The following is a 14,910-nucleotide window of genomic DNA, read 5'->3' on the forward strand; positions in this document are numbered from 1 at the left end:
GATCGCTCAATGGCCTCGGCTTGGCTGCTTGTAAGCTGGCTCGGCGCAAAAGCATTCCCCTGTGCCAGTTTCTGTTCTCAGACGCAAATTGTCACACAGACTAGGAAGATGGGGCTGCGAATCCGCTGACCTCTGAACGGCACTAGTTACGAAGATGCGGTGCCGGCCAGTCCCAGCAAGGTGGCTACGGCAAGGATTCCATCCATAAATCTAGGAGCCGATCTCTCTGTGCGCGGTGAACAGCAGCGCCAAAGCCCAAGCCCGAGCTTACGATGGCGAGCAAGAAGGTCGATTTGATTCGCTCTGGGTCGGCAACGACCCAAGCTTGGTGGAGCGCCTCGACGCAGGTTGATCTCTTACGGCAATCGCTGGCTAGCAAGTGCGTGGTTGCTTAGCTGGGGAAGCTGAAGTGCCGTGAAGCGGCCGTTGTTGAACTTCGGCTTTCAGCCTGAACCGGCACACCCCCCCCGCTTGATCCCCAAGCGATTCTGGCCGTCGCCATCACTCTCCCGCACAGACGCCCAAAGAGCACCGCCCTACCTTGACCCTCGGGCGCTCAGTGCCGCGAGCCTGCGGCCCAGAGCCGCAGCCACGCAGGTGTAGCCGTGGTCCAGCTCATTGAGCGCGACCTTCTCTTCGGCCTTGGCCTCTTCCATGCGGATGTCGTTGGCGCTGGCCGTTTGTGATGCACAAGCCGCTTTGCCTATCTTGTAGTCCGCGCTGATGCGGGTCTTGCCAGCCTGGTAGTCGGCCCTTGCTCAGGTTGGCTGCGAAGGCCGCCGAACACGGCGGAGGCGTGCCGCAGGCCACCACAAAACCTCGCCGACTCAGGCGCTGTACACGCAAAGATCAGAAGCTTGAAGCAACAAACCTCAGTCAGTGGACAAGCGTACCTCTGCGGCTACCCGGTGGTTCGCGCATCCTTACCTGTCCAACACATACCCCGTGCTCCGCCCCCCGCCCTCCAGCTTGCGCAGCACGCCCCGCGCCAACAGGTCGTTGATGTCGCGCAGCGCGGTGTCGGCAGAGCACTTGGCAATCGCCGCCCACTTGGCATTCGTGAGCTTGCCCGCCGCATCGCCCGGCGCGCGGTCCAGCACATGGTTCAGCACCAGCGTCTGCCGTGCGTTCATGGGCGTGCCCGCCCAGCGCTGCCAGAACTGGGCTTTGTCCAGCACGCCCGCCAGCAAGCCATCGGCGCCCTGCACGGCGCGCAGCAGGCAGGCCAGAAACCAGCCGAGCCACGGCGTCACGTCCAGCGTGCCGCGCTGGGTGGTTTCGAGCTGGTCGTAATACTGTTTGCGCTCGCGCTGTATCTGGGCGCTGAGGCTGTAGAACCTTTGCGCTGTGCCCTCAGCGCGGGCCAGGGCCATGTCGCCCACGGCGCGGCTGATGCGGCCGTTGCCGTCGTCAAAGGGGTGCAGGGTGACGAGCCACAGGTGGGCCAGGCCGGCGTGGACGAGGGCGTCGCCGGCCGGGGCGGCATTGAACCATTGAAGAAAGGTGGCGGTCTCTGCGGGCAGCGCGGCGGCTGGCGGTGCCTGGTAGTGCACCTTCTCTCGGCCCATGGGGCCGGACACCACTTGCATGGGGCCGGCCGCGTCGTTGCGCCACTGCCCTACTTTGATTCGCACGTGGCCGCTGAAGCCGGTGGGGAACAGGGCCGCGTGCCAGCCAAACAGGCGCTCGGCGGTGAGCGGTTGGGCGTGGTGCTGGGTGGCGTCGAGCACCATGTCCACCACGCCGTCCACGTGGCGGTCGGCGGGGGCCAGCGCGCCAATGTCCACGCCCAGCCGGCGGGCGATGGATGAGCGCACGGCGTCGAGGTTGAGCGCCTCGCCCTCGATGGCGCTGGTGGTGACCACTTCTTGCGTCAGGGCCTGCAGCGTGGCCTGGTCGCGCTGGGCCAGCCCGAGCTCGGCCATGCGGCCCGCCAGATGGCCCTGGGCACGGTGTACCTGGGCCAGCGGCGCGGCCAGCGCTGCGGCGTCAAACCGCCACTGCGGCCAGTCGGGGCGCTGCCAGAGGTAGGTGCGGCGGGGTTGGGGTTTGTCGGGGAACATGCGGCGATTGTGCGGCATATTAACCGCTTTATGTGCGGCGAATATGACAGCTATTCACCGCAGCTCCATTGCGGAGTTCGTGGACGAGGCTGCTGATGTCCTCACGGACGAGCTCGGCAACCCATTCCAACACCCATTCACAGCGACGCAAACGACGTCGCCCCTTCCGCTAAAAGTAAGCCGCTTCCAGGATCTCGGGCCGGGTCCTGATCTCGCTGGCGGGCCCGCTGTAGCGCACGTCCCCCGTGCGCATCACCACGGCCGAGGTCGCCACCGACAGCGCCACCTCGGTGAATTGCTCCACCAGGATGACGCCCACGCCCTTGTCGACCAGCGATTCGATGGTGCGGACCAGGCGCTTGACGATCAGGGGCGCCAGGCCCAGCGACATTTCGTCGATCAGCAGGTACTTCGGGCGCGCCATCAGCGCATGCCCGATGGACAGCATCTGCTGCTGCCCGCCGGACATGGTGCCGGCAAGCTGGCGCTGGCGTTCCGCCAGTTCGGGAAACAGCGCGTACACCTCGGCCACGGCGGGGCCGACCTGGTCCCCCGCCAGCATCGAGCCGGCCACGCGCAGGTTGTCGTCCACCGACAGCTTCGACAACACCCGGTGGCCTTCGGGCACGGCGGCCACACCCGCCAGGCGCACCACGTCGGGCGGGCAACCCTGGATGGCGCGGCCATCGACGCTGATGTGCCCCTGGGCGATGGGCAGCATGCCGGCCACGGCCAGCACCAGCTCCGACTTGCCCGCGCCGTTGGCGCCGAGCACCGCCGTGACCTGGCCGCGCTCGACCGACATCGAGACGCTGCGCACGAGCTCCCGCCCCTGTTTGACCACCGTGAGGTCTTCAATGATCAGTGCCATCAGCCCAACTCCTCCAGGCCCAGGTAGGCCGCCTGCACCAGCGGATCGGCCAACACCATTGCGGTGGGGCCCATCGCGATGCGCCGGCCGAAGTCCAGCACCAGCGTCTGCTCGCAGATGCGCGTGATCAGGTCCACGTCGTGGTCAATGACCAAGGTTGCCGCGCCGGTCAGGCCGTGGATCTGCAGGATCAAATCACCCAGGTGCTGGGTTTCGTCGGGGGTGAGCCCCCCGGCCGGTTCATCGAACATGACGATGCGGGGCCGGCCCACCAGGCAGCGCGCCACGTCGGCCAGGCGGCGCTCGTAGGTGTTGAGGCGGGCGGCCAGGGTGTGGGCTTTGAGGGCCAGGCCCGTGACTTCCAAAGCCCGATCCATGTCGGCCACCTTGTCTCGCCGGCTGCCCGGCAACTCGTCGAGGATCACGCGCAGGTTGTCGAGCACGCTCAGGTCGTCGGCCAGCTGTTCGCGCTGGAACGAGCGACGCAGGCCCCAGCGGGCCCGCTGGTGCGGCGCCTGGTGGGAAATCACCTCGCCGTCGCAGGCGATCTGCCCGGACGACGGCAAGAAGCCCGAGATGACGTTCATGGTGGTGGTCTTGCCCGCCCCGTTGGGGCCGATGATGCCGGAGACCGGGGCGTCGAACACCACGGACACGGCGTCCAGTGCGGTCACGCCGCCAAAGCGCACGGTGATGTTTTGGAGCTCGATCACGTGGCACTCCCTTCTTTGCGGCGCGCCAGGCCCAGCAACTGTCCGGCCAGGCCATCGGGCGCCGTCATCAGCGCGTGCAGCAACGCGGCCCCAAAGATCACCAGGGCCAGATCGGCGTCGAGGCCCCAGTTGTTGAACAGGCCGGGCAACACACGGTAGAGCACCGCCGCCAGCACCGCGCCCAGCCAGTGCCGGGCGCCGCCCACCACGGCCAGGGCGAACAGCATGATGGACTCGGACGCCCTGAAGGTGGCCGGGTCGAGCAGGCCCAAGGTACCGGCCAGCAGCCCGCCGGCCATGCCCGCCAGCAGGCCGGACAGGCCGAAGGCCCAGGCTTTGTAATAGACCACGTTCACGCCCGAGGCCATGGCGGCGGCTTCCGAGCGGCGGATCATGGCCCAGGCCCGCCCCGGCGCCGTGCGGCGGTGCGCCTCGATCAGCAGGAAGCCCACCAGCAGCATGACCACGGTGTAGCGCAGGTAGGCCTCGTTGCCGGTAGCCAGCCAGGGCCGCCGGAACGGCGCGATCAGCGAAGGCATCACGCCCCAGAAGCCCTCGCCACCATTGGGGAAGCGGAAGGTGGAAAAGACGATCTCCAGGCCACTGGCCGCCATCAGGGTGATGAGCGCCAGGTACAGGCCGCGCATGCGCAAGGCGGGCAAGGCCATGACCCAGCCGAACACCATGGTCACGGTCGCGGCCACCGCCAGGTTGAGCTCGAACGGCAGGTTGAAGCCATGGTTCATGCGCAGCATCACCCAGCCGCCCACGCCCATCAGCCCCACCTGGGCGAGCGACACCATGCCCAGGCGCGAATACATGAACCCGACGCCTGCCGCGGCCAGGGCGAAGCAGGCGGTGGAGGTGAGGATCTGCACCCACTGCCCGCCGAGGAACATGGGGACGACCACCAGCGCCACCAACCCGCACAGCAAGGGCAGCAGGCATTTCGCCGCCGGGCCGCCCCAAGGCGAAATGCGCCCCCTCGGGGGGCAGTGACCCACACGCAGTGGGGGAACGTGGGGGCGATTCATCATTCGTCTCTCTCGAAAGGGATGCGCCGGCCGCGCTGCAGCAGGAGCAGCATGACGATGGCCACCATGAACGGGGCCACGGTGCGCACGGACTTGAGCGCGGGCGACAGCGTCAGCATGGACTCCAGCACGCCGATGGACAGGCCACCGACCAGCACCATGCCCAGGTTGTCCAGCCGGCCGCAGATGGCCGCCGCAATGGACGGGATGACCATGAAGGTGATGATGCTGGGCTCCAGCCGGATGAGGTCGCCAAACATCAGCCCGGTGAACCCGGCGATGAGCCCCGCCATGCCCCAGGCGATGGTTTCCACCTTGAGGATGCGCACGCCGATCAGCGCCGACAGCTCGCGTTCATTGGCCAGGGCGCGCATCTGCAGGCCGGTGCGGGTGCGCTCCAGGTAGACCCAGATGCCCACCACCACGGCCAGCGTGGCCAGCAGCGCGATGAAGCGCGTGCCGGTGACCCGCAAACCCCAGACCCGCAGGGCCATCTGGTCGGTGGGCAGGGTGAACGAGCGGACCTGGTCCACCCACAGAAACGAGGTGACGCCCAGGATGATCAAGGCGTAGCCCAGTGTGGCAATGGCCTTGACCACCGGGTCGCGCCAGGCCAGGCGGGGCGCGATCACCCGGCCATAACCCAGCGACAGCGCCGTGGCCAGCACCAGCGCCATGGCCCAGGCCAGGGGCTCGGCCCAACCCCATTGCACCAGTTGCCAGGCCGTCATGACGCCCGCGGCCCCCATGGCGCCGCTGGCAAAGTTGAGCACGCCCGTGGTGCGGTACAGCACCACCAGCCCCACGCCACCCAGGGCGTAGAGGGAGCCGATGGCCAGCCCGGACACGATGAACAGACCGACCATGGGCAGCGGCTTGCCCCACGCCAGGATGCCGCAGACCAGGGCCATGCCCACGATGTAGGCGGCCAGAAAAGGCAGTTTGGATTTCATAAGCCAGGCTTGGGGTGCCCCCGTCCTGGCGCAACCAGAACAGGGGCAAGGCCATCAGCGCAGTCCGAGCGCCTTCTCGGCATTCACCAAGGGTGTGAAGTACGGGCCTTCGTACTCGTAGCAGTCACGCACCTTCTGGAAGCCGCCGTCCTTGACCACCACCATGATCCCGGCGTGGTTGGGCATGTGCTGCTTGGCCTCGCCCACGTAGTAGGGGCCGCAGCTGAGGTCCGAACGCAGGCCCGAGATCTTCTTGATCGCTGCCGTCACGGCGGCGCGGTCGTCGATCTTGGCCGGGTCCATGGCGGCCAGCGTCTGGGTGAAGTACTTGGCCGAGAGGTAGCCCGACTGGCTGAAGGTGTCGCGCGGATCGTCCTTCTTGGCATAGGCGTCCATGACCTTGAGCCAATGCTGGTTATCGGCGCCCTTGCCGTCGAGCATGGTCAGCTCGGCGTTGACGTAGACCTTGCCGCTCCAGTACTTGCCCAGGGCGGCGGGAACCGACTTGTCGTACAGCGGCGTGGACGAGGTCCAGCTGTAGTTGTCGCGCAGGTCCTGCTCCTGCGCCGCGCGCAGGAAGGCAATGGCCAAGCCAGCGGGCAGGTTGACCAGCACCGAGTTCGCGCCCGAGGCCATCGCCTCCAGCAGGGCGGCGTTCACGTCGGGCGCCCCGGGGTTGAGCAGCACCGACGAGGCCTTGAGGCCCTTGCCCGCCATGTACTTCTCCACCGCGCCGCAAGACCAGTTGCCCACCGAAGGAATGGCCAGGCCGATGCACGAGATGTTCTTGGCACCGAGCTTTTCGACCGCGTGCATGGCCGCCCCCACCGAGGACGCCAGCGGCCCCTGGTTGGTGGAGACGATGTTCGAGCTCTCGAAACACTCCGACACCGCGCAACCGGAGGCCATGGCCATGATGTTCTGCTTGGCGTAGAACGGCGCGTTCACGCTCATCTCGACAAACGAGGCGTTGCCCACCATGGCCACGACCTTCTGGTCCTGAACCAGTTTGGACACGGCCTGCGCCGCCAGCTCAGGGTTCCACTGGTCGTTTTCCACCAGGTACTGGATCGGGCGGCCATGCACGCCGCCGGAGGCATTGACACAGGCAAAGTAGGCCGCGGCCGCGTCGGTGGCCGAGGAAAAATCGCCCGGTGCCGCGTTGCCGTGGATGGCTCCGATCTTGATGGGTTTGCCCGTGGCGGCTTTGCCCTTGCCGGGGCCGCAGCTGGGGGTGGGCTCGCCCGCGGCCAGCGCGACGGCGGGCAGGGCCATGAATGCCAACGCAGCGGCGCCGGCTTGCAACAGTTTTCTCATGCTTGTCTCCTGTGGTTTTGGTGAAAACGCTTCTCTGTCACTGCTTGCCTGCAATGAACCTGGCCGCCCGCTCGGCAATCATCATGGTCGGGGCATTGGTGTTGCCCGACACCAGGTTGGGCATGGCGGACGCATCGGCCACGCGCAAACCCTGGGTGCCGCGCACGCGCAGCTGCTGGTCCAGCACGGCCATGGGGTCCGACTCGGCGCCCATCTTGGCGGTGCCCACCGGGTGGAACACCGTCTTGGCCGTCTGGCGCACGTAGTCCCTGAGGGCCTGCTCGTCCTGCTCAAGGCCGGGCTGCGGCAGGGCGCGCCGCTTGATCAACTTGGCCAGCGCAGGGGCTTCCAGAATCTCGATGCCCTTGCGCACGCCCCGCACCAGCACGTCGAGGTCTTGCTCGTCTGAAAACGCGCCCGCGTCGAACAGGGCCGGGTCCTGCGGTTTGGCCGAACGCAGGCGCACCGAGCCGCGCGACTTGGGCCGCAGAAAGCACGGGCCGATGGCAATGCCGTGTTCCTGCACCGGCTCGCGGTCGGCCCAGCCCACCATGAAGGGCAACACGTGGAACTGCACATCGGGCATCCCCGCGTTGGACACGTCGGCGAAGCCGCCGCACTCGACCACGTTGGACGTGAGCAGCCCCGAGCGGAACAGGAGGTACTGCGCCAGGTGCTTGACCGCCTTCAGGCCTTTGTCTTGCCCCAGGAAAGAGATGGGGTCGCGCGTCACACCCTGCACCGTGCTCTCCAGGTGGTCCTGGTAGTTCTGGCCCACGCCCGGCAGGTTCGCCACCACCTGGATACCGAAGGACTGCAGGTGCGCCGCTTCGCCCACGCCCGACAGCTGCAACAGGCGCGGCGTCTCGATGGCACCGGCGCACAGAATCACCTCGGCCGCGGCCTTGATCGTGGTGCCGTTCTCCAGCGCCACGCCGACCGCGCGCGTGCCCTCGAACACCACCCGGGCCACGCGGGTCTGGGTCATGATCTTCAGATTGGGGCGGCCCTCGGCCTTGCGCAGAAAGGCCTCGGCGGCGGACCAGCGTCGCCCGTCGTGCGTGGTGGTCTGGTAGAAGCCCACGCCTTCCTGGCTGGCGCCGTTGAAGTCGGGGTTGTTGGGCAGGCCCACCTCTTGCGCGGCGCGGATGAAGGCGCGGCACAGTGGGTGGTGGTAGCCGGTTTCCGACACATGCAGCTCGCCCTCGGTGCCGTGGAAGGCATCGGCCAGCTCCATGTTGTTCTCCAGCGCCTTGAACACGGGCAGCACGTCCGCATAAGCCCAACCGGGGTTGCCGGCGGCGGCCCAGCCGTCGTAGTCGCGCGCCTGGCCACGGATGTAGAGCATGGCGTTGATCGACGAGCCGCCGCCGATCACCTGCCCCTGGATGACGATGGAGGGGCGGCCATTCACGCGCGGCGACGGTTCACCCACGTAGGCCACGATGTCGCGCCCCTTTTCAATGACCTTGAAGAAGGTCGCGGGCATCTTGATGTAGCGGTCGTCGTCGCGGCGCCCGCTCTCGATCAGCAGCACCTTGTTGCGCGGGTTCTCGCTCAGGCGCGCGGCCATCACACAACCCGAGGCGCCACCGCCCACGACGATGTAGTCAAACTGTTCCATGGTTGCGTCGCTTTCAGTTGAAGATGACCTGGATGTCGGTGTATTCGGCCAAGCCTTCCTCGCCGAACTCCACGCCGCAGCCCGAGGACTTCACCCCGCCGAATGGCGCGTTCGGTTGAATCGCGCCGTGCTTGTTGATCCAGACCGAGCCGCACTCCAGGCGGCTGGCCACCTGCCGGGCTTTGTCGATGTCCTGCGACCAGACCGATCCGCCCAGGCCATTGGGGCTGTCATTGGCCTGGCGGATGGCGTCTTCCACGTCGCTGTACTTGATGATGGGCAGGGCCGGGCCGAACTGCTCCTCAAACACCAGCGGGTCGTCGTGCGACAGGTCGGCGATGAGCGTGGGCGGGAAAAACAAGCCCTCGCCAGGCTCGCCGCCCAGCAGCACCCTGCCCTTGCTCTTGGCGGCATCCACCAGGCGCTGGACCTTCTCGAACTGCATGCGGTTGTTGATAGGACCTAGGACGGACGCTTCGTCGCTGCCAGGACCCACGGGAACGGCCTTGGCGTAGTCGACCAGCGCCGCGCAGACCCCGTCGTACACGCTCTCGTGCACGTACAGGCGCTTCATGGCCGCGCAGGTCTGGCCGTTGTTGATGAAGGCGCCCCAGAACAGGCCCTCGGCAATCGCCTTCGGGTCCACGTCGGGCAGGACGATGGCCGCGTCGTTGCCGCCCAGTTCCAGCGTGAGCCGCTTGACCGTCTCGGCGGCCGTGGCCATGACCTTTTTGCCGGTGTTGATCGAGCCCGTGAAAACGATCTTGCGGATGCCCGGGTGTGCGGAGATCGCGGCGCCGATGTTGGTCGCCTGGTCGTCGGAACAGACCACGTTGACCACGCCGGGCGGCAGCACCTCGTTCATGAGCTCGACCAGCCGGATGGTGGACAGCGGGGTGAAGGGTGAGGGCTTGACCACCACGGTGTTGCCGCTGCGCACGGCGGGCAGGATGTGCCAGACGGCGATCATCACCGGCCAGTTCCAGGGCGTGATCGAGCCCACCACCCCGATGGGTTTGCGGTGCAGTTCGATGCGGCCCTGCTCGTTGTCCTGCAGCACCTTGACCGGCAGCGACAGGCTGGCGGTGTGCGCAGCCCAGGCCCGCGCGCCCCCGAGCTCGAAGCGCGAGCCCAACCCGTTAAGCGGCTTGCCCTGCTCGCGCGTCAGCAGCTGCGCCAGGTCTTCGGCCTGCTCGCCGAGCTTGTCCGCGATGTCCAGGCAGGCCTGGGCGCGCACGGCATCGGGTTGTTGCGACCAGCTCGCGAACGCCGCTTCGGCGGCGGCCACCGCCTGGTCCAGGTGGTCACGCGAGGCGTTGGGCGCACGGCCCACCGTTTCCCCGGTGGCCGGGTTCTTCACGTCGAAGTGGGCGGCCGCGCTCACGGGCAGGCCGTTGATGATCATGGGAAAGTCCGTCATGTCTCCTCCAGTGGAGTGGTTGATTCAGCGAACGGATCGTATGAGCGACACCCCTGTGGCCACTTGGGCTCCAGCGACACGCGAATAGGACACAAACGACAGCGCTTTCACGGGCGTGGGTTAACCCGAATAGCGCTTGCCCGTGTTGATGATCAACATCAGCGCCCCATGCTGACCACGCTTTCCACCTCCTCATTGCCCGTGGACCAGTTCCGGTCCGATCTGCACGCCGTCTGTGGCTCGTTCCAGGTCGAACCGGCCGCGAGCCGTGACCATTTGCGCGGTGCGGTGGCCCATGAAGCACGGGGTGGATTTGAGTTTGCGCACGTCGCCAAAGACGCGCAGTCGATCCGGCGCGATCGAAGCAACATCGCACGCGACGGCGCGGAGCACTTCTTTCTCATCGTTCAGGAAGAGGGCCGAGCGCTGATGAGTCAGCGCGAATCGGTCAGCATGCTGCGCCCCGGCGATCTGGTCCTGATCGACAGCGCGGAGCCCTCTGAGTTCACCTTCTTTGGCAGCTACAGCCGGCAGCTGTCGGTGCATCTGCCGCGCATGGAACTGCAAAAAAGGTTCGGCGATGCCTTGCGCGGCGGGCTGTTCATGCCGCGCAGCGACCACACCACGCTGGCCATCATTGCCGTGCTCGCCAAGGCCTTTCAGCCGAACAACAACCCGACGCAGTCCAGCTACCTGGGCGAGGCCATGTACGGCCTGCTCGGGTCCATGCTGTTTGCCAACGGCACGCCGGCGCGTTGCATCGATGCGGACGTGGGCAACGCCCGCTTGCTGGAGCGCGCGGTGGCCTACATCGATGCGAACCACACCGACTGCGAGTTGACCATCCAGCGCATGGCCGTGGATCTCAAGGCGTCGAGCCGCCAACTGCAAAGAGCCTTCACGTCGCTGGACATCACGCCCACGGAGTACCTGCTGCAAAAGCGCCTGGCCAGCGCCTGCGAAGCCTTGAAGCAGCAGCGCATGACGGAGAACAAGACCTTCATCTCCACCATCGCCTACAGCGTTGGCTTCAACGACCTGTCGTACTTCAACCGCCTGTTTCGGGCCACCTTCAACTGCACACCCAGTCAGTACAAGGACGTCAACGCCGATCCGGGACCGGGTTGTCTTCCGATGTGACGTCCATCCCCGCAATGAGACATGCCGAGAAGCGCCAGCGCTGAGCAGCTGAGCGGCTCCTCAGAACTTGCGCACCTCAATGCCATGCTTCTGCAAGGCGTAACCCATCTGGCGCGGTGAGATCTTCAGCAGACGCGCCGCCTTGGCCTGGACCCAGCCGCTGCGCTCCATGGCCCAGATCAGGCGCTCGTGTTCCCCCTCTGGCTTGCCATCGGCGGGCGGCACGGCGGCGGCTGGCGTGGCGGCGGCTGGCGCAGGCGCAGCACCCACCTCGGCCGGCGCGGGCGCCGGGCTCGGCGGCTGGGCGGGTGCGCCTGTGGCCACTTCCTGGATCGGGATCTCGGCCAGGCGGCTGGGCCGCACGGCGTCTTCGCGCTCGATGTGGTGCAGCACCTGCGTCAGGCAGCGGTTGTCGCGGCAGGGGAAGGCCAGGTCGGTGATGAGCTCGTTGGACGCCATGGTGGCGGTGCGCTCCACGCAGTTTTCCAGCTCGCGCACGTTGCCCGGCCAGTAGCAGCTGGTGAGCACGCGCATGGCCTCGGGGCTGAAGCGGGTGGCGCGGTCGTTTTCGCGGTTGAAGCGGTCCAGGAAGTGTTGCGCCATGGCGGGTATGTCTTCGCGGCGCTCGCGCAGCGGCGGCAGCTGGATGCTGACGACGTTGATGCGGTAGTAGAGGTCGGCGCGGAACTCGCCAGCCTGCACCATGCGTTCCAGGTTGCGGTTGGTGGCGAGGACGAGGCGCACGTCCACCTTCACCGGCGAGCCACCGCCCACGCGTTCAAAGCTGCGTTCCTGCAGCACGCGCAGCAGCTTGGCCTGGAAGGCGGCGGAGATGTCGCCGATTTCGTCGAGGAAGAGTGTGCCGCCGTGCGCCATTTCAAAACGGCCCTTGCGCAGGCCCTGGGCACCGGTGAAGGCGCCTTTTTCGTGGCCGAAGAGTTCGCTTTCCAGCAGGGTTTCGGTGAGCGCCGCGCAGTTGACGCCGACGAAGGGTTCCCGGGCGCGCGGTGACAGGCTGTGGATGGCGCGGGCCATGACTTCCTTGCCGGTGCCGCTTTCGCCCCGCAGCAGCACGGTGGTGCGCGAAGGCGCCACCTGGTGGATCTGCTCGAAGACCTTGAGCATGGGGGCGGAGACGCCGACGACCTGTTCGATCTTGTGGCGCTGGCCGCTCAGGGCCTTGTGCATGCGGCGGTTTTCGTCCTGGATGCTTTCGGCCGCGGCGGTGACGCTGCGGTGCAGCATCAGCGACTGGCCCATGAGCGTGGCCACCATGCGCAGCAGGCGCAGGTGGTCGGCGAAGACGCGGCGCTCTTCGGGGTTGAGGCAGTCGATCACGAGCACGCCCAGCGTGCGGTGGTCGGCGCGGATGGGCGTGGCGAGCATGGCCACGGGAACGCCCGGGCTCTGATCGGCGCCGCCGGTGCGGTTGAGGAACAGGGGCTCGGCGCGCACGTCGGGCACGGTGGCGGGCACGCCGCTGGCGAACACGCGGCCCACGATGCCTTCGCCCGATTCGAAGCGCAGGCGCTGCTGTTCGGCCTGCGTGAGGCCCAGGGCGCACAGGCCGTTGAGCGTGCCTTCCGCGTCGGCCACGACGACGAAGGCGCGGCGCCAGTCGAAGGCGTGGATGAGGTAGTTGAGCGCTTCGCGGAAGGTCTTGTGGACGTCCAGCGAGGTGGCCAGCGTTTTGCTGACCTCGTAGACCGCGTCCAGCTCGCGCCGGACCATGACAGGTGATGTGTTCACGATGGGGCTCCCATCTCCGGGTCGCTCGTGGTTTGCACCAGCAGTGGGACTCCACCGCAAAGTGACGACCTTGGGTTTGTTGCAGTGCAAAAATCGTGCCGATCCGTGGCGTCGCAGGCTTTGCAACAAACCCGACACGGCTCGCGGCGACGAACGGCGCCCTTCGGCACAAAGTCCACAAAAATCCCGCCAAAACCGCTGTTCGGGCGGCCGCAGACGCATGGCACAGACGTTGCAAAAGGGGTCACACCCACCTTTGCAAGGAGCCACCATGCCGGACGACCGCACGCCCCACGCCAGCGCCCGCACAGCGCTGCCGATCTACCTGGACTACGCGGCCACCACGCCGGTGGACCGGCGCGTGGCCAGCAAGATGGTTCCGTACCTCACGGAACTCTACGGCAACCCGGCCAGCCGCTCCCACGCCTTTGGCTGGGCCGCCGACGAGGCGGTGGAGCTGGCGCGCGAGCAGGTGTGCTCGCTGATCAACGCCGACCCGCGCGAAATCGTCTGGACCTCGGGCGCCACCGAGTCCAACAACCTCGCCATCAAGGGCACGGCGCACTTCCACCGCGGCAAGGGCAAACACCTGATCACCGTGGCCACCGAACACAAGGCGGTGCTGGACAGCATGCGCGAGCTGGAGCGCGAAGGCTACGAGGTGACGGTGCTGCCGGTGCTGCCCAGCGGCCTGCTCGACCTGGCCGTGTTCGAAGCGGCGCTGCGCCCCGACACGGTGCTGGCCTCGGTGATGATGGTCAACAACGAGACCGGCGTGATCCAGGACGTGGCGGCCATCGGCCAGCTCTGCCGCGCCAAGGGCGTGGTCTTCCACGTGGACGCAGCCCAGGCCGCTGGCAAGGTGGTGATCGATCTGGAACGCCTGCCGGTCGATCTGATGTCGCTCTCGGCGCACAAGATCTACGGCCCCAAGGGCATCGGCGCGCTGTACGTGCGGCGCAAACCGCGCGTGCGCATCGAAGCGCAGATGCACGGCGGCGGCCACGAGCGCGGCATGCGCTCGGGCACGCTGGCCACGCACCAGATCGTGGGCATGGGCGAGGCCTTCTGGCTGGCGCGCGAGAGCATGGCCACCGACAACGCCCGCATCGCCGCGCTGCGCGACCGCCTGTGGGCGGGCTTCCAGGCGCTGGACTGCGTGGTGCTCAACGGCGACGAACAGCAGCGCGCGCCGCACTACCTCAACGCCAGCTTCAACTACGTCGAAGGCGAGTCGCTGCTGATGGGCATCAAGGGCGTGGCCGTGTCCTCCGGCTCGGCCTGCACCTCGGCCAGCCTGGAGCCCAGCTACGTACTGCGCGCCATGGGCCGCAGCGACGAGCTGGCCCACAGCTCGGTGCGCTTTTCCATCGGCCGCTTCACCACCGCCGAAGAGATCGATTTCACGGTTGCGCAGGTCACCGAGGTGGTGAACCGGCTGCGCGCCATGAGCCCGCTGTGGGACATGGTTCAAGCGGGCATCGACCTCGACACGATCCAGTGGTCTGAACACTGATCTGGTCCCCATTCGATTTGTCACACACCCACCCGGAGAACCCCCATGGCCTACAGCGAACAAGTCGTTGACCACTACGAGAACCCCCGCAACGTCGGCGCCTTCGATGCGAACGACGACAGCGTGGGCACCGGCATGGTGGGCGCGCCCGCTTGCGGCGACGTGATGCGGCTGCAGATCCGCGTGAACGCGCAGGGCGTGATCGAGGACGCGCGGTTCAAGACCTACGGCTGCGGCTCGGCCATCGCGTCGAGCTCGCTGGTCACCGAATGGGTGCGCGGGCGCACGCTGGACGAGGCGCTGGCCATCAAGAACTCGCAGATCGCCGAAGAGCTGGCCCTGCCTCCCGTGAAGATCCACTGCTCCATCCTGGCCGAAGACGCCATCAAGGCGGCCGTGGCCGACTTCCGCGCACGCCACCCCGCCCCCACCGAGGCCACGCTGACCTCCGAGCAACCGGCCTGCGCCTCCAGCACGCGCTGAAGGCCCGCCGCGCCCCCTCCCCTTCGC

The 14,910-nt window shown here is 67.1% G+C and carries 12 protein-coding genes; 3 read left to right on the forward strand and 9 right to left on the reverse strand.

What is annotated here, in order from left to right; genetic code table 11:
• Positions 1–923 precede the first annotated feature (923 nt).
• The 8 genes from HTA01S_RS15235 to HTA01S_RS15270 form a co-directional block, all read right to left on the reverse strand.
• Entirely contained in the window at positions 924–2,063 is a 1,140-nt protein-coding gene (locus HTA01S_RS15235) for a Fic family protein (protein WP_068173518.1), read from the reverse strand.
• Positions 2,064–2,232: 169 nt separating this feature from the next.
• A complete protein-coding gene (locus HTA01S_RS15240; protein WP_068173359.1) occupies positions 2,233–2,934 on the reverse strand; it encodes an ABC transporter ATP-binding protein in 702 nt (233 codons plus the stop codon).
• Positions 2,934–3,647: an ABC transporter ATP-binding protein gene (locus tag HTA01S_RS15245; RefSeq protein ID WP_068173361.1), complete on the reverse strand. Its 714-nt coding sequence runs from the start codon at positions 3,645–3,647 to the stop codon at positions 2,934–2,936. Before HTA01S_RS15245 ends, HTA01S_RS15240 begins: the two co-directional genes overlap by 1 nt.
• Positions 3,644–4,582 (reverse strand): branched-chain amino acid ABC transporter permease, encoded by a 939-nt coding sequence (locus tag HTA01S_RS15250; RefSeq protein ID WP_218017359.1) that lies wholly within the window; start codon positions 4,580–4,582, stop codon positions 3,644–3,646. The genes HTA01S_RS15245 and HTA01S_RS15250 overlap by 4 nt, the downstream gene beginning before the upstream one ends.
• 98 nt (positions 4,583–4,680) lie before the next feature.
• Positions 4,681–5,634, reverse strand: a complete 954-nt coding sequence (locus HTA01S_RS15255; protein ID WP_084236139.1) for a branched-chain amino acid ABC transporter permease — start codon at positions 5,632–5,634, stop codon at positions 4,681–4,683.
• 54 nt (positions 5,635–5,688) lie between these two features.
• A complete protein-coding gene (locus HTA01S_RS15260) occupies positions 5,689–6,951 on the reverse strand; it encodes an ABC transporter substrate-binding protein (RefSeq protein WP_068173363.1) in 1,263 nt (420 codons plus the stop codon).
• A gap of 37 nt (positions 6,952–6,988) precedes the next feature.
• Positions 6,989–8,575: a GMC family oxidoreductase gene (locus HTA01S_RS15265; protein WP_068173364.1), complete on the reverse strand. Its 1,587-nt coding sequence runs from the start codon at positions 8,573–8,575 to the stop codon at positions 6,989–6,991.
• Positions 8,576–8,588: 13 nt separating this feature from the next.
• Positions 8,589–9,995 carry an aldehyde dehydrogenase family protein gene (locus HTA01S_RS15270; protein WP_068173366.1) on the reverse strand — a complete coding sequence of 469 codons (1,407 nt, stop codon included), beginning with the start codon at positions 9,993–9,995 and terminating at the stop codon, positions 8,589–8,591.
• 168 nt (positions 9,996–10,163) lie between these two features.
• On the opposite strand from HTA01S_RS15270, the gene HTA01S_RS15275 reads away from it, so the two are divergent.
• A complete protein-coding gene (locus HTA01S_RS15275) occupies positions 10,164–11,135 on the forward strand; it encodes a helix-turn-helix domain-containing protein (protein WP_068173368.1) in 972 nt (323 codons plus the stop codon).
• 60 nt (positions 11,136–11,195) lie between these two features.
• On the opposite strand, the gene nifA is transcribed toward HTA01S_RS15275, so the two are convergent.
• Positions 11,196–12,866 (reverse strand): nif-specific transcriptional activator NifA, encoded by a 1,671-nt coding sequence (gene nifA / locus HTA01S_RS15280; protein ID WP_068173370.1) that lies wholly within the window; start codon positions 12,864–12,866, stop codon positions 11,196–11,198.
• A 289-nt stretch (positions 12,867–13,155) separates the two neighbouring features.
• On the opposite strand from nifA, the gene HTA01S_RS15285 reads away from it, so the two are divergent.
• Positions 13,156–14,400, forward strand: coding sequence for an IscS subfamily cysteine desulfurase (locus tag HTA01S_RS15285; protein ID WP_068173372.1), 1,245 nt, complete (start codon positions 13,156–13,158; stop codon positions 14,398–14,400).
• Between the two features lie 45 nt (positions 14,401–14,445).
• On the forward strand, positions 14,446–14,883 hold the full coding sequence (gene iscU, locus HTA01S_RS15290; RefSeq protein WP_068173375.1) for a Fe-S cluster assembly scaffold IscU: 438 nt from the start codon (positions 14,446–14,448) through the stop codon (positions 14,881–14,883).
• Positions 14,884–14,910 lie beyond the last annotated feature (27 nt).

Origin of the sequence: Hydrogenophaga taeniospiralis CCUG 15921 (assembly GCF_001592305.1) — a bacterium.
GTDB classification, from domain to species: domain Bacteria; phylum Pseudomonadota; class Gammaproteobacteria; order Burkholderiales; family Burkholderiaceae_C; genus Hydrogenophaga; species Hydrogenophaga taeniospiralis.

Excerpts from the sequence above, each read along its gene's own strand:
- HTA01S_RS15235 (WP_068173518.1), bottom strand. The coding sequence starts at position 2,063 with ATGTTCCCCGACAAACCCCAACCCCGCCGCACCTACCTCTGGCAGCGC.
- iscU (WP_068173375.1), top strand. The coding sequence starts at position 14,446 with ATGGCCTACAGCGAACAAGTCGTTGACCACTACGAGAACCCCCGCAAC.
- HTA01S_RS15285 (WP_068173372.1), top strand. The coding sequence starts at position 13,156 with ATGCCGGACGACCGCACGCCCCACGCCAGCGCCCGCACAGCGCTGCCG.
- HTA01S_RS15275 (WP_068173368.1), top strand. The coding sequence starts at position 10,164 with ATGCTGACCACGCTTTCCACCTCCTCATTGCCCGTGGACCAGTTCCGG.
- nifA (WP_068173370.1), bottom strand. The coding sequence starts at position 12,866 with ATGGTCCGGCGCGAGCTGGACGCGGTCTACGAGGTCAGCAAAACGCTG.
- HTA01S_RS15255 (WP_084236139.1), bottom strand. The coding sequence starts at position 5,634 with ATGAAATCCAAACTGCCTTTTCTGGCCGCCTACATCGTGGGCATGGCC.
- HTA01S_RS15260 (WP_068173363.1), bottom strand. The coding sequence starts at position 6,951 with ATGAGAAAACTGTTGCAAGCCGGCGCCGCTGCGTTGGCATTCATGGCC.
- HTA01S_RS15265 (WP_068173364.1), bottom strand. The coding sequence starts at position 8,575 with ATGGAACAGTTTGACTACATCGTCGTGGGCGGTGGCGCCTCGGGTTGT.
- HTA01S_RS15240 (WP_068173359.1), bottom strand. The coding sequence starts at position 2,934 with ATGGCACTGATCATTGAAGACCTCACGGTGGTCAAACAGGGGCGGGAG.
- HTA01S_RS15270 (WP_068173366.1), bottom strand. The coding sequence starts at position 9,995 with ATGACGGACTTTCCCATGATCATCAACGGCCTGCCCGTGAGCGCGGCC.